This window comes from Streptomyces sp. E2N166 (genome assembly GCF_003671715.1).
Lineage (GTDB): Bacteria > Actinomycetota > Actinomycetes > Streptomycetales > Streptomycetaceae > Streptomyces > Streptomyces thinghirensis.
Genome location: NZ_RAIF01000020.1, coordinates 129,275 through 154,150 on the forward strand (window position 1 = coordinate 129,275; position 24,876 = coordinate 154,150).

General features: G+C 71.4%; 21 protein-coding genes. 13 read left to right on the forward strand and 8 right to left on the reverse strand.

All coding sequences use genetic code 11. The features are described from left to right. Nucleotides 1–150: 150 nt before the first annotated feature. The 7 genes from EBH09_RS17555 (at nucleotide 151) to EBH09_RS17585 (ending at nucleotide 8,377) form a co-directional block, all read left to right on the forward strand. Nucleotides 151–804: an SCO family protein gene (locus EBH09_RS17555; protein WP_121747934.1), complete on the forward strand. Its 654-nt coding sequence runs from the start codon at nucleotides 151–153 to the stop codon at nucleotides 802–804. 29 nt (nucleotides 805–833) lie between these two features. Next, the gene (locus EBH09_RS17560; RefSeq protein WP_121747991.1) at nucleotides 834–1,280 is read left to right on the forward strand and encodes a copper chaperone PCu(A)C; all 447 of its coding nucleotides are present in this window, start codon (nucleotides 834–836) and stop codon (nucleotides 1,278–1,280) included. A 13-nt stretch (nucleotides 1,281–1,293) separates the two neighbouring features. Continuing rightward, nucleotides 1,294–3,330, forward strand: a complete 2,037-nt coding sequence (locus EBH09_RS17565) for a copper resistance protein CopC (RefSeq protein WP_121747935.1) — start codon at nucleotides 1,294–1,296, stop codon at nucleotides 3,328–3,330. A gap of 8 nt (nucleotides 3,331–3,338) precedes the next feature. Beyond that, nucleotides 3,339–4,667 (forward strand): iron uptake transporter deferrochelatase/peroxidase subunit, encoded by a 1,329-nt coding sequence (gene efeB / locus EBH09_RS17570; protein WP_121747936.1) that lies wholly within the window; start codon nucleotides 3,339–3,341, stop codon nucleotides 4,665–4,667. A gap of 80 nt (nucleotides 4,668–4,747) precedes the next feature. Further along, nucleotides 4,748–5,680, forward strand: coding sequence for a prephenate dehydratase (gene pheA / locus EBH09_RS17575; RefSeq protein WP_121747937.1), 933 nt, complete (start codon nucleotides 4,748–4,750; stop codon nucleotides 5,678–5,680). A gap of 580 nt (nucleotides 5,681–6,260) precedes the next feature. Continuing rightward, complete coding sequence (gene serS, locus EBH09_RS17580; protein WP_121747938.1) at nucleotides 6,261–7,538, forward strand: serine--tRNA ligase; 1,278 nt, start codon at nucleotides 6,261–6,263, stop codon at nucleotides 7,536–7,538. Beyond that, on the forward strand, nucleotides 7,535–8,377 hold the full coding sequence (locus tag EBH09_RS17585; RefSeq protein ID WP_121747939.1) for an HAD family hydrolase: 843 nt from the start codon (nucleotides 7,535–7,537) through the stop codon (nucleotides 8,375–8,377). Before serS ends, EBH09_RS17585 begins: the two co-directional genes overlap by 4 nt. A 229-nt stretch (nucleotides 8,378–8,606) precedes the next feature. Here the strand turns inward: EBH09_RS17585 and EBH09_RS17590 are convergent, their stop codons facing one another. The 5 genes from EBH09_RS17590 to EBH09_RS17610 form a co-directional block, all read right to left on the reverse strand. Further along, nucleotides 8,607–8,897, reverse strand: a complete 291-nt coding sequence (locus EBH09_RS17590; protein WP_121747940.1) for a hypothetical protein — start codon at nucleotides 8,895–8,897, stop codon at nucleotides 8,607–8,609. 100 nt (nucleotides 8,898–8,997) lie between these two features. Then, nucleotides 8,998–9,717: an ABC transporter permease gene (locus EBH09_RS17595; RefSeq protein WP_121747941.1), complete on the reverse strand. Its 720-nt coding sequence runs from the start codon at nucleotides 9,715–9,717 to the stop codon at nucleotides 8,998–9,000. 11 nt (nucleotides 9,718–9,728) lie between these two features. Further along, complete coding sequence (locus EBH09_RS17600; RefSeq protein WP_121747942.1) at nucleotides 9,729–10,640, reverse strand: ABC transporter ATP-binding protein; 912 nt, start codon at nucleotides 10,638–10,640, stop codon at nucleotides 9,729–9,731. Continuing rightward, on the reverse strand, nucleotides 10,637–11,545 hold the full coding sequence (locus tag EBH09_RS17605; RefSeq protein WP_121747943.1) for an ABC transporter permease: 909 nt from the start codon (nucleotides 11,543–11,545) through the stop codon (nucleotides 10,637–10,639). The genes EBH09_RS17600 and EBH09_RS17605 overlap by 4 nt, the downstream gene beginning before the upstream one ends. Beyond that, nucleotides 11,535–12,497 carry an ABC transporter ATP-binding protein gene (locus EBH09_RS17610; RefSeq protein WP_121747944.1) on the reverse strand — a complete coding sequence of 321 codons (963 nt, stop codon included), beginning with the start codon at nucleotides 12,495–12,497 and terminating at the stop codon, nucleotides 11,535–11,537. Before EBH09_RS17610 ends, EBH09_RS17605 begins: the two co-directional genes overlap by 11 nt. A gap of 283 nt (nucleotides 12,498–12,780) precedes the next feature. Here EBH09_RS17610 and EBH09_RS17615 point away from each other — a divergent pair, with 283 nt between their 5' ends. From EBH09_RS17615 to EBH09_RS17640, 6 genes are all read left to right on the forward strand, one after another. Then, nucleotides 12,781–13,635: a M24 family metallopeptidase gene (locus EBH09_RS17615; protein ID WP_121747945.1), complete on the forward strand. Its 855-nt coding sequence runs from the start codon at nucleotides 12,781–12,783 to the stop codon at nucleotides 13,633–13,635. Further along, nucleotides 13,632–15,389 carry an SDR family oxidoreductase gene (locus EBH09_RS17620; RefSeq protein WP_121747946.1) on the forward strand — a complete coding sequence of 586 codons (1,758 nt, stop codon included), beginning with the start codon at nucleotides 13,632–13,634 and terminating at the stop codon, nucleotides 15,387–15,389. The genes EBH09_RS17615 and EBH09_RS17620 overlap by 4 nt, the downstream gene beginning before the upstream one ends. A 125-nt stretch (nucleotides 15,390–15,514) precedes the next feature. Next, a complete protein-coding gene (locus EBH09_RS17625) occupies nucleotides 15,515–16,063 on the forward strand; it encodes an RNA 2'-phosphotransferase (RefSeq protein WP_121747947.1) in 549 nt (182 codons plus the stop codon). Between the two features lie 6 nt (nucleotides 16,064–16,069). After that, nucleotides 16,070–16,528, forward strand: a complete 459-nt coding sequence (locus EBH09_RS17630) for a hypothetical protein (protein ID WP_121747948.1) — start codon at nucleotides 16,070–16,072, stop codon at nucleotides 16,526–16,528. 52 nt (nucleotides 16,529–16,580) lie between these two features. Further along, nucleotides 16,581–17,486: an LLM class flavin-dependent oxidoreductase gene (locus EBH09_RS17635; protein WP_121747949.1), complete on the forward strand. Its 906-nt coding sequence runs from the start codon at nucleotides 16,581–16,583 to the stop codon at nucleotides 17,484–17,486. 48 nt (nucleotides 17,487–17,534) lie between these two features. Next, on the forward strand, nucleotides 17,535–18,422 hold the full coding sequence (locus EBH09_RS17640; RefSeq protein ID WP_193776377.1) for an HAD hydrolase family protein: 888 nt from the start codon (nucleotides 17,535–17,537) through the stop codon (nucleotides 18,420–18,422). A 12-nt stretch (nucleotides 18,423–18,434) separates the two neighbouring features. Here the strand turns inward: EBH09_RS17640 and EBH09_RS17645 are convergent, their stop codons facing one another. The 3 genes from EBH09_RS17645 to cydD all read right to left on the reverse strand — a co-directional run bounded on the left by EBH09_RS17645 (nucleotide 18,435) and on the right by cydD (nucleotide 24,870). Continuing rightward, nucleotides 18,435–19,484 carry a M23 family metallopeptidase gene (locus tag EBH09_RS17645; RefSeq protein ID WP_121747951.1) on the reverse strand — a complete coding sequence of 350 codons (1,050 nt, stop codon included), beginning with the start codon at nucleotides 19,482–19,484 and terminating at the stop codon, nucleotides 18,435–18,437. A gap of 122 nt (nucleotides 19,485–19,606) precedes the next feature. After that, nucleotides 19,607–21,289: a GAF domain-containing protein gene (locus EBH09_RS17650; protein WP_121747952.1), complete on the reverse strand. Its 1,683-nt coding sequence runs from the start codon at nucleotides 21,287–21,289 to the stop codon at nucleotides 19,607–19,609. A gap of 80 nt (nucleotides 21,290–21,369) precedes the next feature. Next, entirely contained in the window at nucleotides 21,370–24,870 is a 3,501-nt protein-coding gene (gene cydD, locus EBH09_RS17655) for a thiol reductant ABC exporter subunit CydD (protein WP_121747992.1), read from the reverse strand. Between the last annotated feature and the right edge of the window lie 6 nt (nucleotides 24,871–24,876).

The window sequence follows — 24,876 nt, forward strand, 5'->3', positions numbered from 1 at the left end:
ACTCCGGCGCGTCGGCGTAGCGACGCCCGTGCCGGTGCGGCGGTGCAGCGACGCCGCCGCATCCTCTCGTCCGGTGCGCGCCGGGCATCCTCCGTCGGTCCGACGGACCCCGGCGCGCACCGGAGCACCTCACATCTGGGACATTTTTCTATGCGCAAGAAGACGTTCGCCGCGGCCGCGCTGCTCGCCGCCGCCTCCCTGACCCTGACCGCCTGCGGCGGCGGCGCCGCCGACAGCGACGCGCCCGTCACCGTGGTCTCCGAGGACACCGGCCAGCAGGCCGCCACCGTCCTCGACAAGCCGTTCGAGAAGCCCGACCTGGTCCTCACCGACACGAAGGGCAAGGAGTACGACCTCCGCGAGCGGACCGCCGGCAAACCCACCCTGATCTACTTCGGCTACACCCACTGCCCCGACGTCTGCCCCCTGACCATGAACAACGTCGCCGTGGCCAAGAAGCAGCTGTCCCAGGCCGAGCAGGACAAGCTCCAGATCGTGTTCGTCACCACCGACCCCGAGCGCGACACCCCGGCCGCGCTCGGCAAGTGGCTCAAGGGCATCGACCCGCAGATCGTCGGTCTGACCGGCGAGTTCGACACCATCCAGGCCGGCGCCCGTACCCTGGGCATCTCCATCGACCCGCCGACCAAGGACAAGGACGGCAAGGTCGTCTCGACGCACGGCACCCAGGTCGTCGCCTTCTCCCCGAAGTCCGACGCCGGCTACGTCCTCTACGGCGAGGACGCCACCGTCGAGGACTACACCAAGGATCTCCCCAAGCTCGTCAAGGGGGAGAACCCGTGAGAGGCCGTCCCACCCTCGCCGCCGTGACGATGACCGGCGCCCTGGCCCTCGCGGGCTGCGGCGACTCGGGCTCCGACTCCGACTCCTCGGCCGCCGGTGCCGAACTCTCCGTCGGCGCCGCCTACATACCGCAGCCGGTGTCCGACTCGATGGCGGCGGGCTTCCTCACCATCACCAACAAGGGCGACGCCGAGGACGAGCTGACCTCCGTCACCAGCGAGGCCGGTGACGTCACCGTCCACGAGACCGTCGACGGGACAATGAAGGAGGTCGACCGCCTCCCCGTCCCCGCCCACGGTCGACTCGTGTTCAAGAGCGGCGGCAACCACCTGATGTTCGAGAAGCTGAAGCAGCGGCTCAAGCAGGGACAGACGGTCTCCGTCGAACTGCGCTTCGCCCGCTCCGGCCCCGTCACGGTCAAGCTCCCCGTGAAGGCGGCCACTTACCAGCCCACCACCGGACACTCCGGACACTGAGGGAGGGACCACCTTGACGCAGACCATCGCCCCGCGCGTCCGGACCCTGGTGCTGCTGCTCCTGGCCGCGGCCTGCGCGCTGCTCGCCGGCGCCGGGCCGGCCTCCGCGCACGCCGCGCTGACCGGCAGCGACCCCGGGCAGGGGGCGGTGGTCGACAAGGCTCCGGCCCAGGTGTCGCTCACCTTCTCCGAGTCGGTCTCCATGGACGACGACTCGCTGCGCGTCCTCGACCCCAAGGGTGAGCGCGTCGACGACGGCAGGCCGTCCGGCACGGGCGGCACGAAGTACACCGTGAGACTGCACGCGGGGCTGCCCGACGGCACGTACACGGTGACCTACCAGGTCGTCTCCGCCGACAGTCATCCCGTGGCCGGTGCCTACACCTTCTCCATCGGCGCCCCGTCCGAGACCTCCGTCTCCGTCTACGGCACGGAGGCGGGCGGCGGGACCGTCGGCTGGCTGTACGGCCTCGGACGGTACGTGTCGTACGCCGGATTCACCGTGCTGGTGGGCGGCGCCGCCTTCGTCCTCGCCTGCTGGCCGCGCGGCTCCGGCGTCCGGGCCGTGCAGCGGCTCGTGGTCTCCGGATGGCTCGCGCTGACCTCCGCCACCCTCGTACTGCTCCTGCTGCGCGGCTCCTACACCGGTTCCGGGAAGCTCGGCGACGTCTTCGACCTGAACCTGCTCGGCGAGGTGCTGCAGACCAAGACCGGCGCCGCGCTGGTCTCCCGGCTGCTGCTGCTGGCGGCGGCCGCGCTCTTCGTCGCCGTGCTCTTCGGCGCCTATGACAAGCGGGAGGACGAGGAGAAACGGGACCTCACCTTCGGACTCGCGGTCGGCGGAGCCGTGGTGGCGGCCGGACTCGCGGCGACCTGGGCGATGTCCGAGCACGCCTCGGTCGGCCTCCAGGCCGGTATCGCCATGCCCGTCGACATCGTTCACCTGCTCGCCGTCGCCACCTGGCTCGGCGGGCTCACCGCCCTGCTCGTCGCCCTGTACCGGGCGCCCGCGGACACGCCCGTCGCGGCCTCGGCCGTACGGCGGTTCTCGCGCCTCGCCTTCGGCAGCGTGATCGCGCTGGTGGTGACCGGCACCTACCAGTCCTGGCGCCAGCTCGGCTCCTGGACGGCCTTCACCGACACCCGGTACGGGCAGCTGCTCCTCGTAAAGATCGGGCTCGTGGCGGTGCTGGTCGGCATCGCCTACCTCTCGCGCCGGTGGACGGCACAGCTGGTGGAGGCGGTGCCGGCCATCGCCCACCAGCGGGAGAAGGAGCAGGTCGGGTCGTCCCGTGGCCGTACGACCACGGGAGCGGGATCCGCGGAGAAGGCTAGATCCACCGAGAAGGCGAAGGCCGCCGAGAAGGTGTCCGGGGCAGCGACGAAAGCCGGGGCCGCGAAGGGGGCCGGGGCCGCGAAGGCTTCCGGGCAGGGCTCCGGGGCCGGGGCCGCGAAGGGCTCCGGCACCTCCCAGCGCGACGCCCAGCTCGCCCGGCAGCGCGCGGCCGTGGACGCCGCCCGGCAGAAACGGGAACGAGACGCCGACCCCCAGCGTTTCGGACTGCGCCGCTCCGTGCTCGCAGAGGCGGGCATCGCCGTCGTCCTGCTCGCCGTCACCACCGTCCTGACCCAGACCGAGCCCGGCCGGACCGAGGAGGAGGCCAAGGCCGCCAACCCGACCTCCGCCGCCACGACCGGTCCCTCCTCCGGTGCGGTCACCCTGGACATGCCCTTCGACACCGGCGGCCAGAACGGCAAGGGAGTCGTACGGGTCGAGCTCGACCCCGCCCGGGTGGGCGCCAACGACATGCACCTCTACGTCGAACGCCCGGACGGCAAGGCCTTCGACATCCCCGAGGTGAAGGTCGCCTTCACCCAGAAGGCCAAGGACATCGGGCCGCTCCCCGTCGTCCCCGACCACATCACCACCGGACACTGGTCGGCGAGCGGGGTGCAGATCCCGATCGCCGGGGACTGGGAGGTCGCCGTGACCGTCCGGACCTCCGACATCGACCAGGCGACCGTCTCGAAGAACGCGCAGATCGGCTGAACCGCACCATGGCTGACCAGTCCATCCCGGAGGCCCGTACCCCCGAGGCGACCCGCGTGGCGCCCGGCGGACCCGGGCCGCTCGACTCCGAGAACACCAGCACACGCCAGGGCGTCTCGCGGCGGCGGCTGCTCGGCACCGCAGGCGCCACCGGGCTCGTACTCGGCGCGGTCGGCGGCGCCGCGGGCTACGCCGCCGCGCCCTCCCCGGCCACGCCGCTCACCTCGCTGGGCGACGAGGAGGTGATGTTTCACGGGAAACATCAGCCCGGCATCACCACCCCGATGCAAGCCTGCGGGCATCTCGTCGCGTTCGACCTGGCGGCGGGCGCCGGCCGCCGGGAGGCCGCCGCGCTGCTGCGCCGCTGGTCCGAGACCGCCCGGCGGCTGATGGCGGGGGAGCCCGCCGGTGCCCGTGACACGGGCGTGGCCCGGGACGCGGGGCCTTCCTCGCTGACTGTCACCTTCGGATTCGGACACAGCTTCTTCGGCCGGACCGGCCTGGACAAGCACCGCCCGGTAGCTCTCGACCCGCTGCCCGACTTCTCCTCCGACCACCTCGACAAGAACCGCAGCAACGGCGATCTGTGGGTGCAGATCGGCGCCGACGATGCCCTGGTCGCCTTCCACGCCCTGCGCGCGATCCAGCAGGACGCCGGGTCGGCCGCCCGCGTCCGGTGGCAGATGAACGGCTTCAACCGCTCACCGGGCGCCACCGCCCACCCCATGACGGCCCGCAACCTCATGGGCCAGGTCGACGGCACCCGCAATCCGAAGCCCGCCGACGCCGACTTCGACCAGCGGATCTTCGTCCCCGAGAGGCCCGAGAAGGACGAGAAGACCGAGCAGGCATGGATGGCGAACGGCTCCTACGCCGTCGTACGCCGCATCCGCATGCTCCTCGATGACTGGGAGAAGCTTTCGGCCAAGGCCCAGGAGGACGTCATCGGGCGCCGCAAGTCCGACGGGGCTCCGCTGTCCGGGGGCAGCGAGACGACCGAGATGGACCTGGAGAAGACGGATCAGGCCGGGAACCTGATCGTCCCGATCAACGCCCACGCCCGCATCACCCGCCCCGACCAGAACGGCGGCGCGGCCATGGTCCGCCGACCCTTCTCGTACCACGACGGCTTCGACGCGGACGGCGTCCCCGACGCGGGGCTGCTCTTCATCTGCTGGCAGGCCGATCCGCTGCGCGGCTTCGTGCCGGTGCAGCGCAAGCTGGACCGGGGCGACGCGCTTTCGCGGTTCATCCGGCACGAGGCGAGCGGTCTGTTCGCGGTGCCGGGCGGGGCGGCGGAGGGAGAGTACGTGGGACAGCGGCTGCTGGAGGGGTGAAACCGACCGGGAGCCACCCCGAAGAGCGGGTTGCACGAGACGCGTGAGCCCGGTCTCCCGGGGCCTATTAGGGTGAGGTCATGCCAGCCAGTTACGCGTATCTCGGCCCCGAAGGCACCTTCACCGAAGTCGCTCTGCGCACACTTCCGGAGACGGCGACCCGGGAGCTGGTCCCCTACGTCTCCGTCCAGTCCGCGCTCGACGCGGTCCGCACCGGCGAGGCCGAGGCCGCGTTCGTGCCGATCGAGAACTCCGTGGAAGGCGGCATCACCACCACCCTCGACGAGCTGGTCGCCGGCCAGCCGCTGATGATCTACCGCGAGGTGCTGCTGTCCATCACCTTCGCGCTGCTGGTCCGCCCCGGCACCAAGCTGTCGGACATCAAGACGGTCACCGCCCACCCGGCGGCCCAGCCCCAGGTACGCAACTGGATCAAGGCGCACCTCCCGGAGGTCGCCTGGGAGTCGGCCGCCTCCAACGCCGACGGCGCCCGCCTGGTGCAGGAGGGCCGTTACGACGCGGCATTCGCCGGCGAGTTCGCCGCGGCCCGCTACGGCCTGGAGGTCCTGGAGGCCGACATCCACGACGCGGAGAACGCCCAGACGCGCTTCGTGCTGGTCGGCCGGCCCGCCAGGCCCGCGGCACCGACCGGCGCGGACAAGACGTCCGTCGTGCTCTGGCAGCGCGACGACCACCCCGGCGGCCTGCGCGACCTGCTGAGCGAGTTCGCCACCCGGGGCGTCAACCTGATGCTGCTGCAGTCCCGGCCCACCGGCGCGGGTATCGGCAACTACTGCTTCTGCATCGACGCCGAGGGCCACATCTCCGACCGCCGGGTGGCCGATGCCCTCATGGGCCTGAAGCGGACCTGTCTCCAGGTGCGCTACCTCGGGTCGTACCCGCGGGCGGAGGTCGAGCCGGCGGACGTGGACGCGCTGCGGCGGGGCACCTCCGACGAGGACTTCGTGGCGGCGGCGGACTGGGTGGCGCGCTGCCAGGACGGCCGTTTCTGACGGCCGGAACCGGCCAGTCCTACCTGCTGATTTTCGTTGTCCACAGGAGCGCTCCGAGTTATCCACAGGTCCGCTTCTCGACCTGGGGACAAGTCGACAACGAAGTGGTACTCAGTCGACAAATCCCCCAACAGCCCCCACTTCGTCCACAGGCGCCCAGGTCACCCTTCGTCCACCTGTTTCTCGCCCGCCATCCTCCGGAGTGACACCGAGCGTCCCGTTTCCACTCGAAAGTGGGGTCGCAAAGGGTTTGGGTGGCCCATCTCAGGAATTGGGAATGATCACCTCCGTGAGTCCACAGACCTTTCGCACAGCCTGTGGATAACTTTTCCGGGTTGGGGATTCCTGTGGACAGACGAGCGCGCGGTAGGGCTCAAGTCCCCTCCTCCACAAGGAAATCCGGTCAACCCACGGCTCGTCGACCGCTTCGTTCCGGGGAACGGGACGCCTTTCATTGACCCGCGCGACCACGCTCTTACAAGGACCACATATGCCGCGATTCCCGCATAGCGGAACGTGCGGCCCGCGTTCGGCAATAGTGAGTCGAGACCCGTGACCGCGCACCGGTAGCCTTGACCGCGTGATTGACCTTCGCCTGCTCCGTGAGGACCCCGACCGTGTGCGCGCGTCTCAGCGCGCCCGTGGAGAGGACGTCGCGCTCGTCGACTCCCTCCTGTCCGCCGACGAACGGCGCAGGTCGTCCGGCGTCCGCTTCGACGAGCTGCGCGCCGAGCAGAAGGGCCTCGGCAAGCTCATCGGCAAGGCCTCCGGAGACGAGAAGGCCGAACTGCTGAAGCGGGCGAGCGGACTCGCCGCCGACGTCAAGGCGGCCGACGCCGAGCGCGACGCCGCCGACGCCGAGACCCAGGAGCTGCTCCAGCGGCTCAGCAACCTCGTCCACCCCGACGTACCCGTCGGCGGCGAGGAGGACTTCGTCACGCTGGAGACGCACGGCACGCACCGCGACTTCGCGGCCGAGGGCTTCGAGCCCAGGGACCACCTGGAGCTGGGCCAGCTGCTCGGCGCCATCGACGTCGAGCGCGGCGCCAAGGTCTCCGGCTCGCGTTTCTACTTCCTGACCGGCGTCGGCGCGCTCCTGGAGCTGGCCCTGGTCAACGCGGCGATCGCCCAGGCCACGGCGGCCGGCTTCACCCCGATGCTGACCCCGGCGCTGGTGCGCCCGCAGTCCATGGCCGGCACCGGCTTCCTCGGCCAGGCCGCCCAGGACGTCTACCACCTCGACAAGGACGACCTGTACCTGGTCGGCACGTCCGAGGTACCGCTCGCCGCGTACCACATGGACGAGATCCTCGACGCCGACCGCCTGCCGCTGCGCTACGCCGGCTTCTCGCCCTGCTTCCGCCGCGAGGCGGGCTCGCACGGCAAGGACACCCGGGGCATCTTCCGCGTGCACCAGTTCGACAAGGTCGAGATGTTCTCCTACGTCCTCCCCGAGGACTCGCAGGCCGAGCACGAGCGCCTGCTGGAGTGGGAGAAGCAGTGGCTGACGTCGCTCGAGCTGCCGTTCCGGGTCATCGACGTCGCCTCGGCGGACCTGGGCTCCTCGGCCGCGCGCAAGTACGACTGCGAGGCGTGGATCCCGACCCAGGGGAAGTACCGCGAGCTGACCTCGACCTCGGACTGCACCGAGTTCCAGTCGCGCCGACTGTCGATCCGGGTCCGTGAGGACAAGAAGGTGCGCCCGCTGGCGACGCTCAACGGCACGCTGTGCGCCGTACCGCGCACGATCGTGGCGATCCTGGAGAACCACCAGCAGGCCGACGGTTCGGTGCACGTGCCCGAGGTGCTGCGCCCGTACCTGGGCGGCCGGGAGGTCCTGGAGCCGGTGGCCAAGTGACTGACACCGGCTCCGCCACGGGTCCCGGCAGCGGTTCGGCCGGGGGTTTCCCGTACCGGCTGATCGCGACCGATCTCGACGGCACGCTGCTGCGCAGCGACGACACGATCTCGCCGCGTACCCGCGACGCGCTCACCGCGGCCACCGCGGCGGGCGCGGCCCACATCGTGGTCACCGGCCGCGCGGTCCCGTGGACCCGGCACATCCTCGACGACCTCGGGTACGACGGGCTGGCCGTCTGCGGTCAGGGCGGTCAGGTCTACCACGCCGGGGAGCACCGGCTGCTGACCTCGGTCACGCTGGACCGTCAGCTGGCCGGGGTGGCACTGGCCAAGATCGAGGCGGAGACCGGCCCGCTGTACCTGGCCGCGAGCCGTGACGGCCTGGACGGCGACGTCCTGGTCGGACCGGGCTACGCGGTCGGGGGCGACTTGCCCGCGGTGCCGTTCACCGACGCCTCGGACCTGTGGTCGGCGCCGCTGAACAAGATCTACATCCAGCATCCGACCCTGTCGGACGACGAGCTGGCCGAGGCTGCCCGGCACACCGCGGGCGGCTTCGTCACGGTGACCATGGCGGGCGCGGGCATCGTCGAGCTGCTCCCCCTCGGCCTGTCCAAGGCCACTGGGCTGTCACTGGCGGCGCGTCGCCTGGGGCTGAAGGCCGCGGACACGATCGCGTTCGGCGACATGCCCAACGACGTCCCGATGTTCGGCTGGGCCGCCCGGGGTGTGGCGATGGCCAACGCCCACGAGGAGCTGAAGGCGGTGGCCGACGAGGTGACGACCTCGAACGACGCGGACGGTATCGCGGTGGTGCTGGAGCGGCTGACGGCCTGACCCAGGCCCCCCGGTCTCCGAGACCAGGTCGCACCGCAGGTCTCTGAGGCCAGGGGCTCCAGGCGCACGGTTCGGACGGCGCCGGCGTCCCCGTCGGTCGGCCCACGCGAGGCGTCTCGCGTGCTCGAAGCGGCCGCCCGATTCGCCGGCGCCGTCCGGCCTCGTGCATGCACCACAGTGCCGGTACGGAAAGCTGGGCGCCACCGATTAAAAGCGGACGTACGCCGCCTTATCGTCGGCGCCACCTGCGACGGCGGCCCTTGCTGAAGAACCATCCGGCGGGTGGCTCGTCGGAACGCCACGGCTGCGGCTCCGGCTTCTCACGGCGCCAGCGGGCGGCGAGCATCCGGGCGCGGGCCGACGGCTCGGAGGTACCGGCGTCGCGTACAAACTCCTCGTCCAGAACGAGCCCGTCCCAGGCGTCGTCACCGGCGCCGTCCGTGGTCCCGTGCCCGGCGGCGCTACCGGCACCGTCCTCCGGCTGTCCGCGGCCGTCCTGCTGAGGTGTCTGGCCCGCCATCCCGGTTCCTCCCAGCCTGCGTCCCCCGTGTCTCCCCCGTACGTTCCCCGGCCCAGTGTGCCCGGGCCGGGGTGAAGGCCCCGTCAGGACCGGGACCCGGTCACTCCTCCCCGGCGAGCTTCAGCGTCCGCAGCTTCTGGCCCGCGTACCAGGTCGCGAGCACGGTGACCCCGGCCAGCAGGACCGTCGCGGTCGGCAGGCCGACGTCGGAGGTCACCAGGTTCCCGTCGGCGACCTTCTGGGCCACCGCCAGCGACCACTGCTGGACGCTCAGGGTCCGGGCGCCGGGCACCAGGGAGCCGAACAGGGCCTCCCAGACAAGGGCGTAGACGAGCCCGAAGACCACCGCGTGCCGGGACACCGTGCCCAGCAGCAGGAACAGCGCGGCGTAGGCGATGGAGGCGACCAGCGCGGCGATGGTGTAGGCGACGGCGACCTGCTGGCCGTTGCCGTTGAGAATCAGGCCGGCGAGCAGGGTGGGCACGGCGGAGAAGACCATCGTCACGGCGATGGCGACGATCAGCTTGGTGAAGATGATCGTCGGCCGCTTGATCGGCTTGGACAGCAGGTACACCACCGAGCCGTCGTCGATCTCCGGGCCGATGGCCCCGGTGCCGGCGATGACACCGATGATCGGCACCATGGTGGCGAGGGCGAATCCGCCCAGCACGTCCGCCGCCGTCTGGTCGTCGGCGCCGGCGAGCGCGCGCACCGCCACGGCGATGACGAGCAGCAGCAGGGGCAGTGCGCCCAGGATGAGGGCCCGGCGGCGGCCGAGCAGGGCTCGGTAGGTGAGCCTGGCGACTGTGGGGTCGTACATTCTTCGGCCTCCTACGCCGCGACGAGATACGAGAAGACGGACTCGAGGGACTCGTCGGACGGCGAGACCGTGAGCAGCCGGATGCCGTGGTCGCGGGCGACCTTCGGCAGCAGGGCCGTGAACCGGCCGAAGTCGACGGCCTGGACGCGCAGGGCGCCCTCGGCGAGGTCGACCTCGATGCCGGACGTCGACGGGTCGGCGATCAGCGCCGCCGCGAGGGCCCGGTCGTCGCTGGAGCGCACCAGGTAGCGGTGCGGCCGGTCGGTCATGAGGCGGCGGATCTTGCGGAAGTCGCCGCTGGCCGCGTGCCGTCCGGCGACGATGACCTCGATGTGCCAGGCGAGTTGCTCGACCTCTTCGAGGATGTGCGAGGAGAACAGCACCGTGCGGCCCTCGTCGCCCATGCGCCGCAGCAGGTCCATCAGCTGCATGCGCTGGCGCGGGTCCATGCCGTTGAAGGGCTCGTCCAGCAGGAGCAGCGAGGGGTTGTGGACGAGGGCGCTCGCCATCTTCACGCGCTGCCGCATGCCCTTGGAGTACGTGGCGATCTTCCGGTCCTGCGCGTACTCCATCTGGACCGTGGCGAGCGCTTCGTGGGCCGCCTTGGCGCCGAGGCCGTGCAGTTCGGCGTTGGCGAGGACGAACTCACGGCCGGTGAGGAAGTCGTACATCGCCTCACGCTCGGGGACGATGCCGATGTGCTTGTAGATGGCCTCGTTGCGCCAGGTCGGCTGTCCGTCGAGGGTGACGCTGCCGGTGGAGGGGGCGAGGAAGCCGCCCATCATGTTGATGAGGGTGGACTTTCCCGCGCCGTTGGGGCCGAGGAGGCCGGTGACACCGGGGCCGATCGTCATGGTGATGTCGTTGACGGCGACCACGTTGCCGAACCAGCGGGAGACGTGGTCGATGTTCAGCGTGGTCACAGTCCCACCTTCTGGTAGCGGCGCATCAGCAGGCCGTAGGCGCCGGCGATCAGGCCCAGGGTGACGAGGACGTAGACCGCGCCCTCGCCGTTGCTCGGGCCGACCCCGCCGGGGAAGGCCGAGGTGGCGCCCAGGAAGGCGGACTGCACGCCGTCGATGAGGGTGATCGGCGAGAACAGGCCGATCCAGGCGACGGATCCGGAGCTGCCCTGGACGTCCGCGATGGCCTGGAGCGTGGAGACCGCGCCGTAGGTGATGGTCAGGACGGCGATGACGGCCGCGATACCGAAGCCGCGGCGCGGGGTGACCGACGCGACCACCAGGCCGAGGCCGGCGAAGAGCAGCGAGAGCAGTGCCACGGAGACGAGTCCCTGTGCGAACCCCTTGGTCTGGTCCGCGAAGTCGAGTTTGGCGAGCAGCGCGCCCACATAGAGCACCACCAGGGGGGCGGCGGTGAGGATGAACAGGGCCGAGGCCAGTGACGCGTACTTGGCCCGGACGTAGTCGGCGGTCTCGATCGGCCGCGAGAAGTACAGCGGCACGGTCTTGAAGCGCAGGTCGCGCGAGACGGACTGGGGGGCCTGAGAGGCGACGTAGAGGCTGATGACGGCCTGCAGGACGATCGCGTAGCGCGTGTAGTCCAGGGGCAGGTCGTTCGCCTTGGTGGCGACGGCGACGGCGACCATGATGGCCGCGGGCAGGCACATCACCACGAAGAGGAGCATCGGCAGCACCTTGGACTTGGCCGAGCGGCCGAGGCCGTAGGCGCCGCGCAGGGACTGCGAGTACAGCGAGCGGCGGGCGTAGGCGCGGCCGAGGCGAGGGCCGTCGTAGCTGCGGTAGCCGATGTTGTGGATGCGGGTCTGGTCACCCGGCACCGTGGCTGTGGGCTGTTCAGCTGCCATGGCCGACCGCCTCCTTCCGTTCTGCGTCGCTGTCCTGGAAGACCTCCGAGATGTGGTGCCGGCGCTGCTCCATGCGCACCAGGCCGAGACCGAGGTCGGCGATGACGTCTCTGACCAGGTCGTAGGTCTCCTCGCCCGCCGCGGTGAGCAGCAGGACGTGGCCGGCGCCGGGCAGGCCGCTGCCGTCCTGGACGGTCACCCCGCGCGCGTCGAGCGCCTCGCGCACCGCGCGGGTGCCGTCGGGGTGCTCGTCGGTGTCGGTGACCTCGATCGCGAGGGTCGTCGTGGTCTGGGTGAAGTCCGTGGTGGAGCTGGAGCGCAGCAGCTTGCCGCCGTCCACCACGACGACGTGGTCGCAGGTGCGTTCCAGCTCGCCCAGCAGGTGCGAGGTGACCAGGACGGAGATGCCGAAGTCGGTGTGGATGCGCCGGATGAGGCCGAGCATCTCGTCGCGGCCGACCGGGTCGAGACCGTTGGTGGGCTCGTCGAGGAAGACCAGCTGGGGGTCGTGGACGAGGGCCTGCGCGAGCTTCACGCGCTGTTTCATGCCGGTCGAGTAGCCGCCTATGGGCCGGTAGCGCTCCTCGTACAGGCCGACGTGGCGCAAGGTGTCGGCCGTGCGTTCGCGGGCGGCGGTGGGGGGCAGGCCGGACATGCGTGCCATGTGGACGACGAACTCGGTGGCCGAGACGTCGGGCGGCAGGCAGTCGTGTTCCGGCATGTAGCCGACTCGCTCGCGGATGTCGGCGCCCTTGGTCGCGACATCGAGTCCGAGCACTTCGGCCCGGCCCTCGGTGGCGGGAGACAGACCCAGCAGGATCTTGATCAGGGTGGACTTGCCGGCGCCGTTGGCACCGACGAGTCCGGTCACACCGGGTCCGACGTCCACGGAGAGCCGGTCGAGCGCGGTCACCCGTGGGTACCGCTTGCTCAGGCTTTCGGTCGCGATCACAGTCACATCCATGACAGTAGTGACGCGCGCCACTGGAGTCGTCAGACCGGAGAGCCGTCTTGGAGTCAGACTCGAGTAGTACGGGCCCGTAGGGGATGCCGTGCCTGAGAGCTACGGATCGGTCTTCCGGGGCCGTGTGCTCCGCCCTTCGCACGCACTATTGACGCGAGGTCTAACAGCTGGGAGATTCGGCGGCGTCACGTTACGCGCGAGTAGCTCGGTCGGCACGGACCGCGCCCGGCTCGTGGGCGGGTGGACGGACCGACGGGTGGGACGGGGTGGCATGACAACGGCAGTGGCATCGGGAGCGGGCGCGGAATTCCGCACGCAGCTGCGCGGATTCCGGCAGGTGCAGCGTCTCGCCTACGAGTGCGCCGAGGCCGTGGCGGCCCGGCTGGAACCGGGGGTGACCGAGCGGGAAGCGGCCCGCATGCAGCGCGAGTGGCTGCGGGAGAGGGGCGTGCGGGACTGGTTCCACCTGCCGTTCGCCTGGTTCGGCGACCGCACGGCCTTCACGGACTTCCGCGTTCCGCTGCAGTTCTTCCCGACTGGGCGCCGGCTGGAGCCGGGCATGCCGTTCATCCTGGACATGGCCCCGGTGTACGGGGGTTTCACCGCCGACATCGGCTACTCCGGCTCGCTCGGTCCCAACCCCGTGCAGCGGCGACTGATGGCCGATCTGGAGGCCCACCGCGCGCTGATCCTGCGCGAGGTGCGCGAACGCCGCCCGCTGCGGGAGATCTACGAGGACGTGGACCGGCTCATGGTCCGCCAGGGCTACGCCAACCGGCACCGCGCCTACCCGTTCGGCGTGATCGCCCACAAGGTGGACCGGGTGCGGGAACGACGCTTTTCCCCACGCCTGTTCGGCTTCGGCACGCAGTCGCTCAAGGGACTGGCGAGCGACGCGCTGCACGGCCACCGCGAGGGCTGGTCCCCGCTGTGGTCGCCGTACCGCTTCTCCGACCACCCGCCCCGGCCGGGGTTGTGGGCGGTCGAACCCCACCTCGGTTTCCGGGGCACCGGCGCGAAGTTCGAGGAGGTCCTCGTCGTCACCGACTCCGCGGACCCCGAGCAGAGCGCCTTCTGGCTGGACGACGATCTGCCGCACGTGCGGCACTGGGCGGAGGAGAAATGACGGTCCTGGACGGTGCGCGGGAGCGCTGGGTGCGCACGGGCGGGGTCGAGCTGTGCGTGGCCGAACTGGGCGACCCGCACCGGCCCACGGTCGTCCTGGTGCACGGCTACCCGGACAGCAAGGAGGTCTGGTCCGAGGTCGCCACCCGCCTCGCCGACCGCTTCCACGTGGTCCTCTACGACGTCCGGGGCCACGGCCGGTCCACCGCGCCGAGCCCGCTGCGCGGCGGGTTCACGCTGGACAAGCTGACGGACGACTTCCTGGCCGTGGCGGACGCCGTCAGTCCGGGCCGGCCCGTGCATCTGGTGGGCCACGACTGGGGCTCGGTGCAGTCGTGGGAGTTCGTCACGGTCAAGCGCACCGAGGGCCGCATCGCCTCCTTCACCTCGATGTCCGGTCCGTCTCTCGATCACTTCGGCCACTGGATCAACAGGCGTCTGAGGCGCCCCACCCCGCGCCGGGTCGGTCAGCTCCTCGGCCAGGGCGCCAAGTCCTGGTACGTCTACCTGCTGCACACGCCCGTACTGCCCGAACTCGCCTGGCGCGGCCCCCTGGGGAAGCGCTGGCCGGGCATCCTGCGACGCATCGAGAAGGTGCCCGGCGGCGACTACCCGACCCCGTCCCTGCCGTCGGACGCGGCGCACGGGGCGTGGCTGTACCGGGACAACGTCCGGCCCCGGCTGCGCCGCCCGCGCGACGACGCCTACGCGCACGCACCCGTGCAGCTCATCACGCCCCTCGGTGACGCGTTCCTGTCGGAGCGGCTCTACGACGAACTGGAGCTGTGGGCACCGCGGCTGACCCGCCGCACGCTGCCTGCCAAACACTGGGTGCCGCGCACCCGTCCGGACCGGCTCGCGGACTGGATCACGGAGTTCGTCACCGCCGTCGACGCCGGCCGGCCCGAGGCCGCGGCGAGCGGGAAGTACGCCGACCGCTTCGGCGGGCAGCTGGTGCTGGTCACCGGCGCGGGCAACGGCATCGGGCGGGCCACGGCGTTCGCTTTCGCCGAGGCCGGCGCACGCGTGGTGGCCGTCGACCGGGACGCCGAGGCCGCCGCCCGCACCGCGGAGCTGTCCCGGCTGATCGGTGCGCCCGCGGCCTGGGCGGAGACCGTCGACGTCTCCGACGAGCAGGCCATGGAGAAGCTGGCGGACAAGGTCGCCGCCGAGTACGGCGTGGTGGACGTCCTGGTGAACAACGCCGGGATCGGCATGTCGGGCTCCTTCTTCGACACCACGCCGGAGGACTGGAAGAAGGTCCTCGACGTCAATCTCTGGGGCGTGATCCACGGCTGCCGCCTCTTCGGCAGGCAGATGGCCGAGCGCGGGCAGGGCGGCCACATCGTCAACACCGCGTCGGCGGCGGCCTTCCAGCCCTCCAGGGCGCTGCCCGCCTACAGCACCTCCAAGGCGGCGGTGCTGATGCTGAGCGAGTGCCTGCGCGCCGAGCTGGCCGGACAGGAAATCGGCGTCACGGCGGTCTGCCCCGGCCTCGTCAACACCAACATCACCTCCACGGCGCACTTCGCGGGCGTCGACGCCGACGAGGAGATACGGCGGCAGCGACGCACGGCGCGGTTGTACGGGTTGCGCAACTACCCGCCGGAGAAGGTCGCCAACGCCGTCCTGGAGGCGGTCGTGCGCAACAGGGCCGTGGTCCCGGTGACGCCGGAGGCGCGTGGTGCCCATCTCTTGTCCCGGTTCGTTCCGGGAGCGTTGAGGCGTCTCGCACGTGTGAAGCCGCCACTGTAGTTTCCACAGGCTGCTCCAACCAGCCTGTGGATAACCGCACTTGGCTGTGGATCAAACATCGGCTGCAAAACCGCTCGCGTGACGCGCGCCTCGCTCGGCACGCTGATTCCATGCAACAGCAGCACATGGACGACAGGCGCACCGTGAAGGTGTCCAAGTATCTGTCGAGGCACCTGCGCCACCAGCCGGAGAGAATCGGGCTCGCGCTCGACGAAGCCGGCTGGGTCGAGATCGACACGCTGATCGCCGCAGCCGCGGCGCACGGATTCCGCTTCACCCGCGAGGAACTCGACCACGTGGTCGCCACCAACGACAAGCGGCGCTTCGCGATCGAGGGCACCCGTATCCGCGCCAGCCAGGGCCACACCGTCGACGTGGACCTCGCCCTGCCCGCGGCGACCCCGCCGCCGTTCCTCTACCACGGGACCGTGCCCCGGCACCTCGACGCGATCCGCGCCGAGGGGCTGAGGCCGATGAGCCGGCACGACGTGCACCTCTCGCCGGACCGCGAGACCGCGGCCCGGGTCGGCGCCCGCCGTGGTCGGCCGGTCGTGCTGTCGGTGGACGCCGCCACCATGCACCGCGACGGCCATGTCTTCCACGTCAGTGCCAACGGGGTCTGGCTGACGAAGGACGTGCCACCGCGGTATGTGCGCTTTCCCGCTCGGCAGTGATCCCACATGATCGGTGGCATGAAGCAGTTGCCCACCACCCAAGCCGCCGTCACCGCTCTCCGCGCCATCGCGGCGGAGTACGCGCTGGAGATCGAGGTCACCGACGACATCGGCGCCGACCAGACCTCCCGCCGCAGCGCCGCGGGCGTGGGCGTGATCACCGACGCCGACGGCTCTCTCCCCCATGAGGCCTTCGTCGAGTTCGGCGGAGTGCCACGGGTGAGCGTCCGGCTCTTCTCCGAGGGCGATGCCCTGATCACCGTCGAGAACGTGGAGTGCCCGGACATCCCGCGCGACGACGTCCCCGCCTTCCTTCGCTCCGTCTTCGGCGGTCTCGCCTTCGTCAACGGGCGTCGCTTTCCGCCCGGCTACCGCCTGATCGTGCCGCTGCCTAGCGACCGCACGCACACGGAATTCGTGCCGGCGATCCTCCTCACCCCGTGGCTGAGCAGTCGCGTACGGTGACGCCGGTGGTTGTTTCACGTGAAACGGGGACCGGCCGCATAGGCTCGGAAGCATGAGTCTGCGTCTGAGCACCGTCATCCTCCCGTACCGCCGCTGGCATGAAGGCGGCCGTTCCACCTGGACGCGTGCCGAGCAGCTCGGTTTTCACACCGCGTACACCTACGACCATCTGTCCTGGCGGAGCTTCCGGGACGGCCCGTGGTTCGGTGCCGTGCCGACGCTCACCGCTGCCGCGGCCGTCACCGAGCGGCTTCGCCTGGGCACCCTGGTGACCTCGCCGAACTTCCGGCACCCGGTGACGCTCGCCAAGGAGCTGATCTCCCTCGACGACATCTCCGGCGGCCGGGTCACGCTCGGCATAGGAGCGGGCGGCACGGGCTTCGACGCCACGGCGCTCGGCCAGGAGCCGTGGACTCCCCGAGAGCGGGCCGACCGGCTCGCCGAGTTCCTCCCGCTGCTCGACCGGCTGCTGACCGAGGACGCCGTGTCGTACGAGGGCGACTACTACTCGGCGCACGAGGCGCGCAACATCCCGGGATGCGTGCAGCGGCCGCGGCTGCCGTTCGCGGTGGCCGCGACCGGTCCGCGCGGGCTGCGGCTCGCCGCGCGGTACGGACAGGCATGGGTGACCACCGGCGACCCGAAGCTGTACGAGAGCGGCACCCCTGAGCAGTCGGACCGGGCGCTGCGGGAGCAGAGCGACAAGCTGGCCGACGCCTGCGCCGCGATCGGCCGCGAGGTGAGTGAGCTGGACAGGGTCCTGCTCACCGGCTTCACACCCGACCGCAGTCGGCCGCTGGAGTCCGTGAACGCGTTCGTGGATTTCGCGGGCCGGCACCGCGATCTGGGATTCACCGAGCTCGTCGTCCACTGGCCGATCCCCGACTCGGACTTCACGGCCGACGAGAAGATCTTCGAGCGGATCGCCATGGAGGCGCCGGCGCAGCTGAAGGAATGAGAGCGGTAGCTCACAGATGTGCGGACTCGCGCACGGTCGTGCAGGCATATGCGTGACAATGATCCGGTGACCTCAGCGACCCGACAGCCCGAGCCCCCGGCCGCCGCCACCCGCCCGCGGCTCATCGCCACCGACCTCGACGGCACCCTGCTGCGCGACGACAAGTCGGTCTCACCGCGCACGGTCGCCGCGCTGGCCGCCGCCGAGAAGGCGGGCATCGAGGTCTTCTTCGTCACCGGCCGCCCCGCCCGCTGGATGGACGTCGTCAGCGCCCACGTCCACGGTCACGGCCTCGCCATCTGCGGCAACGGCGCCGCCGTGGTCGACCTGCACGGCGGCCCCGGCGCCCACCGGTTCGTGAAGGTCCGGGAGCTGGCCCGGAACAACGCGCTGGACGCCGTACGACTGCTGCGCGAGGCGGCGCCCGGCACGGTGTACGCGGTCGAGCAGACGTACGGCTTCCACCAGGAGCCGGCGTATCCGAAAATGCACATGGAGGTCCCCGACGACCTCCTGCCCGCCGAGGAGATCCTGGCCCCGGGCGGTCGCGCCGCCGCCGAGCCAGTACTCAAGATCCTCGCCTTCCATCCCGAGCTGGACCCCGACGGCTTTCTCACGCTGGCCCGCCTCGCCATCGGCGACCGTGCCAACGTCACCCGCTCCAGCCCCAGCGCCCTGCTGGAGATCAGCGGGCCAGATGTGTCCAAGGCCAGCACGCTCGCCCTGTGCTGCGCCGAGCGCGGTATCTCCCACGAGGAGGTCGTCGCCTTCGGTGACATGCCGAACGACGTGGAGATGCTCACCTGGGCGGGGCGGTCGTACGCCATGGGCAACGCGCACCCGGACGTGATCGCCGCCGCTTCGGGGCGGACGGTGGCCAACAACGACGACGGGGTGGCGGTCGTGATCGAGCGGATGCTGACGGACCTGTCCTAGCGGCCGGCGCCGTCAGAGCGGCACACCGCGTTGTGACAGCCATGGCACCGGGTCCAGCCCCGAGCCCATTTCCGGGGTGACCCGTACCTCGAAGTGCAGATGCGGTCCGGTGGAGTTGCCGGTGCTGCCCGACTGTCCGACCCACTGGCCGGGACGGACCCGGTCGCCCTGGTCGACGGCGACAGCGGCGAGATGGGCGTACTGCGTGTAGTAGCCGCCCGCGTGCTGGACCACGACCTGGATGCCGAAGGCGCCACCGCACGACACCTTCACCACCCGACCCGTGCCGACCGACCGCACCGGTGTGCCGACCGGCACCGCGAAGTCCTGGCCGGTGTGCCGGTTCGCCCACCGGCTCCCGCCGCTGCCGAAGGACGCCGACAGCTCGTACGTCTCCACCGGGGCCACCCAGGGACGGCTGGAGCGCCCGCCCGGCTGGTCGAGGCGGACCGCGCCGGGACACGAGCCGGCCGCGACGGAGGCGTCCGCCTGCCCCTCCAGCCGCGACCGCGCCGCCTGGAGCTTGCCCTCGATCTTCTTCTTCAGCTCCGCCAGACCGGCGTTGCGCTCCTCCAACGCCTGCCAGGTCGCCTGCGCCTTGGCCTCGTCGGCGGCGAGGCGGGCCTCGGCCCGCAGGCTCTTGCCGATGGCGTTGTTGACAGCCAGATCCGCGCGTGAGAGCGCTCGCTGACCTCGCATCAGTTCGTCGTGGTCCTCCGCGAGGATCATCTGCGCGGTGAGCGGGAGACCGCCGCCGCTGCGGTACTGGGCGCGGGCGATCCGGCCCAGGTCTTCGTGCATGGCGTCGATCTTCTGCCGTTGCCGGTCGAGACGCTTCTCGTATTCGAGGGCCTTCGACCGCTGCGCCTCGGCCTCGCGCCGTCCCTCCTCGTACTGCTGGGTGGCCCTGCCCGCGTCCTCGTACAGCCGCGCCACCTGCGCACCGAGAGCGGAGCCGGAGCCGCCGTCCTCGTCCATGGCGTCGGTGGGGCGGGCCGCGAGCACGGCGAGCGCGCACAGCAACACCGATACGAGCAGCGGATGGCGGCGAGGTGAGCGCATGTCAGCGATCGTGGACCGAACAGGGGCACACGGTCTTGTTCAGGTCGTACGAGCGGGCTACCGATTGCTGCACTCGGCTCATTGCGGCTGCTGCACATGGGGCTACACCGCATCGGCAGACCTCAGTACGGTGCTTCCCACAGCACCGTCGTGCCGGCGCCGTCCGCGCCGATGCCCGGCCCGAGCCGACTGGCGCCGCCGACGGTCTCGGCTCGGCGCTCGAGGTTGTGCAGGCCGCTGCGCCGACCGCCCTCGGGGATGCCGACGCCGTCGTCCGCGACGGTCAGCCGCACGCCCCGTCGGCCGTCCGCCAGAGTCGCCGTCGCGTCGACGACCACTTCGATCCGGGTGGCGTGGGCGTGCCGGAAGGCGTTGGACAGCGTCTCGCGCAGCGCGGCGATAAGGTTCTTGCCGGTCAGCTCGCCGACGGCGGCGTCCACCGGGCCGGCGAAGCGGCACGAGGGCGTGAAACCGAGCGGGACCGCGGCCATGGTGATCTCGCGCAGCACACGGGTGCGCAGCCCCATGGGCGCCTCTGCCGACTGCCGCAGCGCGAAGATCGCCGAGCGGATCTCCTGGATGGTGACGTCGAGTTCGTCGACGGCCCCGCCCACACCGTCGCGCACCTCGGGGACGACCGACCTGCGTTGGGCGCTCTCCAGCATCATCCCCGTGGCGAACAGCCGCTGAATGACGAGGTCGTGCAGGTCCCGGGCGATGCGGTCGCGGTCCTCGTACACCGCGAGCCGCTCCCGGTCGCGCTGGGCGTCGGCCATCATCAGCGCCAGCGCGGCCTGCGCGGCGAACCGGTCGCCGAGTGCGCGTTCCGCCCTGGTGAACGGGCGATCCCCCCGGGCGCGGGGCATGACGAGGCTCCCGAGGACCCGCCCGTCACGGCACAGGGGCAGCAGCATGACCGGACCGTAGGCGCGCACCGGTCCGGCCTCCAGGCGCGGGTCGGTGGCGGCGTCGTCCACGAACAGGGCTCGCCCCGCGAGTAGTTCGGCGACGATGCCGTTGTCCGGCGGGATGACCCTGCCCAGGTCGTTCGTGGGATGCTCCGCTGCGACGGCCGCGATCTCCAGGCCGCCCCCGTCGGCCGGCAGCAGCACGATTCCGGCGGCCGCTCCGGAGAGCCGGCGGGCCTGTTCGGCGACGACCTGGAGGGCGTCGTCGATGTCGCCGCCGGACAGCAGCGCGGTGGTCACGGCGACCGACCCGTCGATCCATCGCTCCCGCTGCCGGGCGGCCTCGTACAGACGCGCGTTGCCGATGGCGATGCCGGCCTCCGTGGCCAGGACGCGGACCACGGCGAGGTCGTAGTCGTTGAACGGCTCATCCGCGCGTTTGTCCGTCACATAGAGGTTGCCGAAGATCTCGTCCTGCACGCGGATGGGGACACCGAGGAAGGTGCGCATCGGCGGGTGATGCTCGGGGAAACCGCACGAGCGCGCGTCGTCGCTCAGGTCCGTGAGCCGGACCGGCTCCGGGTCTCGGATGAGGGCGCCCAACAGGCCCTTGCGGCCGTCGGGCAGGTGGCCGATGCGTCGGACGGTCGCCTCGTCGACGCCGTGGTGCACGAAGTCGGCGAGGCCGTCGCCGTCCTCGGCCGCGACGCCGATGGCCGCGTACCGGGCGCTTGCCAGGTCGGCCGCCGTCTCGCAGATCCGGTTCAGCGTGGAGTGCAGCTCCAGTCCGCTGCCGACGGACCGCATCGCGTCCAGCAGTTTCGGTACCCGTGCCAGGAGCTCGGCCGATACCCCCTCGCGGTGCGGCGGGGGGCCGGGATGCGGTACTGGAGGCATGACCCGAGCCTAATGAGACCCTTTTGTTCAGGAAAGTCGGATTCGCTGAGAATTTCGTCGGCCTCGCCGAGGTCTGCCGTTCAGTGGGCTCCCACCAGCAGCTCCGCCGCGGCCTCCCGCTCCGCCATCGCCCGCAGCGGCCCCGGCACCGCGGCCAGCTCCGGGTACGTCCCCCGCTGCGCGACCCGGCCCTCGCTCAGGACGATCACCTCGTCCACGGCCTCCAGACCTGCCAGCCTGTGCGTGATCAGCAAAGTGGTACGCCCCTCGGTGGCGGCCAGCAGATCGCCGGTGAGCGCGTCGGCGGTCGGCAGGTCGAGGTGCTCCGCAGGCTCGTCGAGTACGAGGACGGGGAAGTCGGCGAGCAGCGCCCGGGCGAGCGCGAGCCGCTGCCGCTGCCCGCCGGACAACCGTGCCCCGTGCTCACCGACCAGCGTGTCGAGGCCGTCGGGCAGGCTGTCTGCCCACTCCAGCAGCCGGGCCCGGCCGAGCACGTCGCGCAGCTCGTCCTCGGTGGCGTCCTTCCTGGCCAGGAGCAGGTTCTCGCGCACCGAGCTGTCGAAGAGGTGCGCGTCCTGCGCGCACAGCCCGACCAGGCGCCGTACGTCGTCGCCGGCCAGGGCGTAGGCGTCCACGCCGGCCAGCGTGTAGGAACCCGCGTCCGCGTCGAGGAACCGCAGCAGCACCTGGGCCAGCGTCGTCTTGCCGGACCCGGAGGGGCCGACCACGGCGATACGCCGGCCCTCCGCCAGAGTCAGGTCCAGCCCCGCCAGGGCATCCCGGTCCTGCCCGGCGTGGCGCGCGGCCAGCCCCTTGAGGACTACGGGGAACGGCGACGCGGGCGCCTGCCGGGGCGTCTCCGGCTCCCGTACGGGCTCGGATGCGTCGAGCACCTCGTACACCCGCTCCGCGCTCCTGTGCACGCGCTGCCGGTACTGCACGGCCAGTGGCAGCCCGAGTACGGCCTCGAAGGCGGCCAGCGGAGTGAGCACGACGACGGCCATGGCCACGCCGGCGAGCCGGCCGTCGGCGACCGCCTGGATCCCGACGAGGGCGGCCCCGGTTACGGTCAGGCCGGAGATCAGCGCGGTGAGCCCGTCGCCCAGCGCGGTGGCAGTGGCGGCACGCGAGGCGATCCGGGTGAGCGTGCCGTCGGCTCGGCGCGCCTGGGCGCCCCGCGCGGGCAGAGCACCGGCGACGGTCAGCTCGGCGGTGCCGGTGAGCAGATCGGTCACCCGGGTGGCGAGCAGGCCTCGGGCGGGGGCGAGCCTGCGCTCGGCCCGCCGTGCCACCGCGCCGGTGACGAGCGGGACCCCGACTCCGGCCGCCAGCAGACCGACCACGAGCACGACTCCGGCCTCCGGCAGCAGCCAGGCCGTGAAGCCGACCGACGCGGCGGAGACGACGACTGCGGACGCGGCGGGCAGCAGCCACCGCAGCCAGTAGTCCTGCAGGGCGTCGACGTCCGCGACGAGCCGGGACAGCAGGTCGCCCCGGCGGCTGCGGCGAAGCCCCGCGGGTGCCAGCCGCTCGAGACGCCGGTACACGGCGACCCGGGTGTCAGCCAGCATCCGCAGCACGGCGTCGTGCGACACGAGCCGTTCGGCGTAGCGGAACACGGCCCGCCCGATCCCGAAGGCGCGCGTCGCCGTCACGGCCATCATCAGATACAGCACCGGCGGCTGCTCGGAGGCCCGCGAGATGAGGTACCCGGAAGTGGCCATCAGACCGACGGCGCTGCCGAGCGCCAGGCTGCTGAGCAACAGCGCGAGGACGAGCGAACCGCTCCGGGCGCCGGACATCGCCCGCACCCGGGCGAGGACGCCTCCCCCGGCGGGCGTCGAGGGAGCCGCGCCCTGCGGGGGAACCACAGCAGTGGCTCCGACTACCTCGTCGAGGGGGCGGGCAGCGGGCGCCACGGAAGTGCCGTCGACCGCGGCGACGGGCGTCGGCTCCTCCAGTCGCACCACCCGGTCGGCCACCTCCAGCAGCGCCGGGCGGTGCACCACCAGCAGCACCGTCCGCCCCTCCGCAAGCCTTCGCACGGCGGCCACGACCTCGGCCTCCGTCGCCCCGTCCAGGGCGGCCGTCGGCTCGTCGAGCAGCAGTACCGGCCGGTCCGCGAGGAACGCCCGGGCCAGCGCCAGCCGTTGCCGCTGCCCGGCGGACAGCCCGGCGCCGTCCTCCCCGAGCACGGTCCCCGCCCCCTCGGGCAGCGCGTCCACGAACTCCAGCGCGCCCGCATCCCGCAGCGCCCGCTGTACGGCGGTGTCGTCGGCGTCGGGCCGGGCCAGGCGTACGTTCTCGGCGATGGTGCCGGCGTACAGGTGCGGGTGCTGAGGCACCCAGGCGACGCGGGCGTGCCACTGTGCCAGGTCGAGGGAGGTGAGATCAGCTCCCCCGATGCGGACCCGCCCACCGGCTGGATGCACGAAGCCGAGGAGGGCGTTGAGGAGCGTCGACTTGCCCGCCCCACTCGGACCGACGAGCGCGACCGTCTCCCCGGGCTGGACGGTGAAGCTCACGTCCGTCACGGCGGCCGCGGCGCGTCCGGGATAGCGGATGGTCACGCCCTCCACGGACAGCGCGCTGTCCACCGGCAGAGGACCGGTACCCGAGGCCGGCGCGGGCCGCTCCAGCACCTCGAAGATCTCCTCGGCGGCGGCAAGTCCCTCCGCCGCCGCGTGGTACTGCGCCCCCACCTGCCGCAGCGGCAGATAGGCCTCGGGCGCCAGCACGAGTACCACCAGGCCGTCGTACAGGGCCATGTCGCCGTGGACGAGCCGCATGCCGATGGTGACGGCGACGAGTGCCACGGAGAGCGTGGCGAGCAGTTCCAGCGCGAAGGACGACAGGAAGGCGATCCGCAGCGTCCGCATGGTCGCCTGCCGGTATTCGCCGGTGATGCTTTTGATCGATTCGGCCTGCGCCTTGGCCCGCCCGAAGACCTTCAGCGTCGGCAGCCCGGCGACCACGTCCAGGAAGTGTCCGGAGAGCCGAGACAAGAGCCGCCACTGCCGGTCCATCCGGGACTGTGTGGCCCAGCCGATCAACACCATGAAGATCGGGATCAGGGGCAGGGTGCCGACGATGATGGCCGCCGAGACCCAGTCCTCGGTCACGATGCGGGCCAGCACCGCCACGGGTACGACGACCGCGAGACCCAACTGGGGCAGATAGCGTGAAAAGTAGTCGTCGAGGGCGTCGATTCCACGGGTGGCCAACGCCACCAGCGACCCGGTCCGCTGCCCGCTCAGCCAACCGGGACCGAGCGTGGTGGCGCGCTCCAGCAGCCGGCTCCGCAGCTCCGACTTCACTGCCGCGCTCGCCCGGTGCGCGGCCAGCTCGGTGAGCCAGCCGACCAGCGCACGGCCGCAGGCGACAGCAACCAAGAGCAGCAGGGGAGTACGGAGTTCGCGGGTTGCCATGCCGTGCTGGAAGGCGCCCACCACCATCTCGGCGATGAGCATCGCCTGTGCGACGAGCAACCCGGCCCCGACGGCACCCAGGACGACGACCGCCGTCAGAAAGAACCGGGTGGCGCGGGCGTACCGCAGAAGACGTGGATCGATGGGTTTCACGTGAAA

Coding starts and splice junctions, on each gene's coding strand:
- EBH09_RS17555 (WP_121747934.1), top strand. CDS start 151: ATGCGCAAGAAGACGTTCGCCGCGGCCGCGCTGCTCGCCGCCGCCTCC.
- EBH09_RS17560 (WP_121747991.1), top strand. CDS start 834: ATGACCGGCGCCCTGGCCCTCGCGGGCTGCGGCGACTCGGGCTCCGAC.
- efeB (WP_121747936.1), top strand. CDS start 3,339: ATGGCTGACCAGTCCATCCCGGAGGCCCGTACCCCCGAGGCGACCCGC.
- pheA (WP_121747937.1), top strand. CDS start 4,748: ATGCCAGCCAGTTACGCGTATCTCGGCCCCGAAGGCACCTTCACCGAA.
- EBH09_RS17590 (WP_121747940.1), bottom strand. CDS start 8,897: ATGGCGGGCCAGACACCTCAGCAGGACGGCCGCGGACAGCCGGAGGAC.
- EBH09_RS17595 (WP_121747941.1), bottom strand. CDS start 9,717: ATGTACGACCCCACAGTCGCCAGGCTCACCTACCGAGCCCTGCTCGGC.
- EBH09_RS17605 (WP_121747943.1), bottom strand. CDS start 11,545: ATGGCAGCTGAACAGCCCACAGCCACGGTGCCGGGTGACCAGACCCGC.
- EBH09_RS17615 (WP_121747945.1), top strand. CDS start 12,781: ATGACAACGGCAGTGGCATCGGGAGCGGGCGCGGAATTCCGCACGCAG.
- EBH09_RS17620 (WP_121747946.1), top strand. CDS start 13,632: ATGACGGTCCTGGACGGTGCGCGGGAGCGCTGGGTGCGCACGGGCGGG.
- EBH09_RS17625 (WP_121747947.1), top strand. CDS start 15,515: ATGGACGACAGGCGCACCGTGAAGGTGTCCAAGTATCTGTCGAGGCAC.
- EBH09_RS17630 (WP_121747948.1), top strand. CDS start 16,070: ATGATCGGTGGCATGAAGCAGTTGCCCACCACCCAAGCCGCCGTCACC.
- EBH09_RS17635 (WP_121747949.1), top strand. CDS start 16,581: ATGAGTCTGCGTCTGAGCACCGTCATCCTCCCGTACCGCCGCTGGCAT.
- EBH09_RS17640 (WP_193776377.1), top strand. CDS start 17,535: ATGCGTGACAATGATCCGGTGACCTCAGCGACCCGACAGCCCGAGCCC.
- EBH09_RS17645 (WP_121747951.1), bottom strand. CDS start 19,484: ATGCGCTCACCTCGCCGCCATCCGCTGCTCGTATCGGTGTTGCTGTGC.
- EBH09_RS17650 (WP_121747952.1), bottom strand. CDS start 21,289: ATGCCTCCAGTACCGCATCCCGGCCCCCCGCCGCACCGCGAGGGGGTA.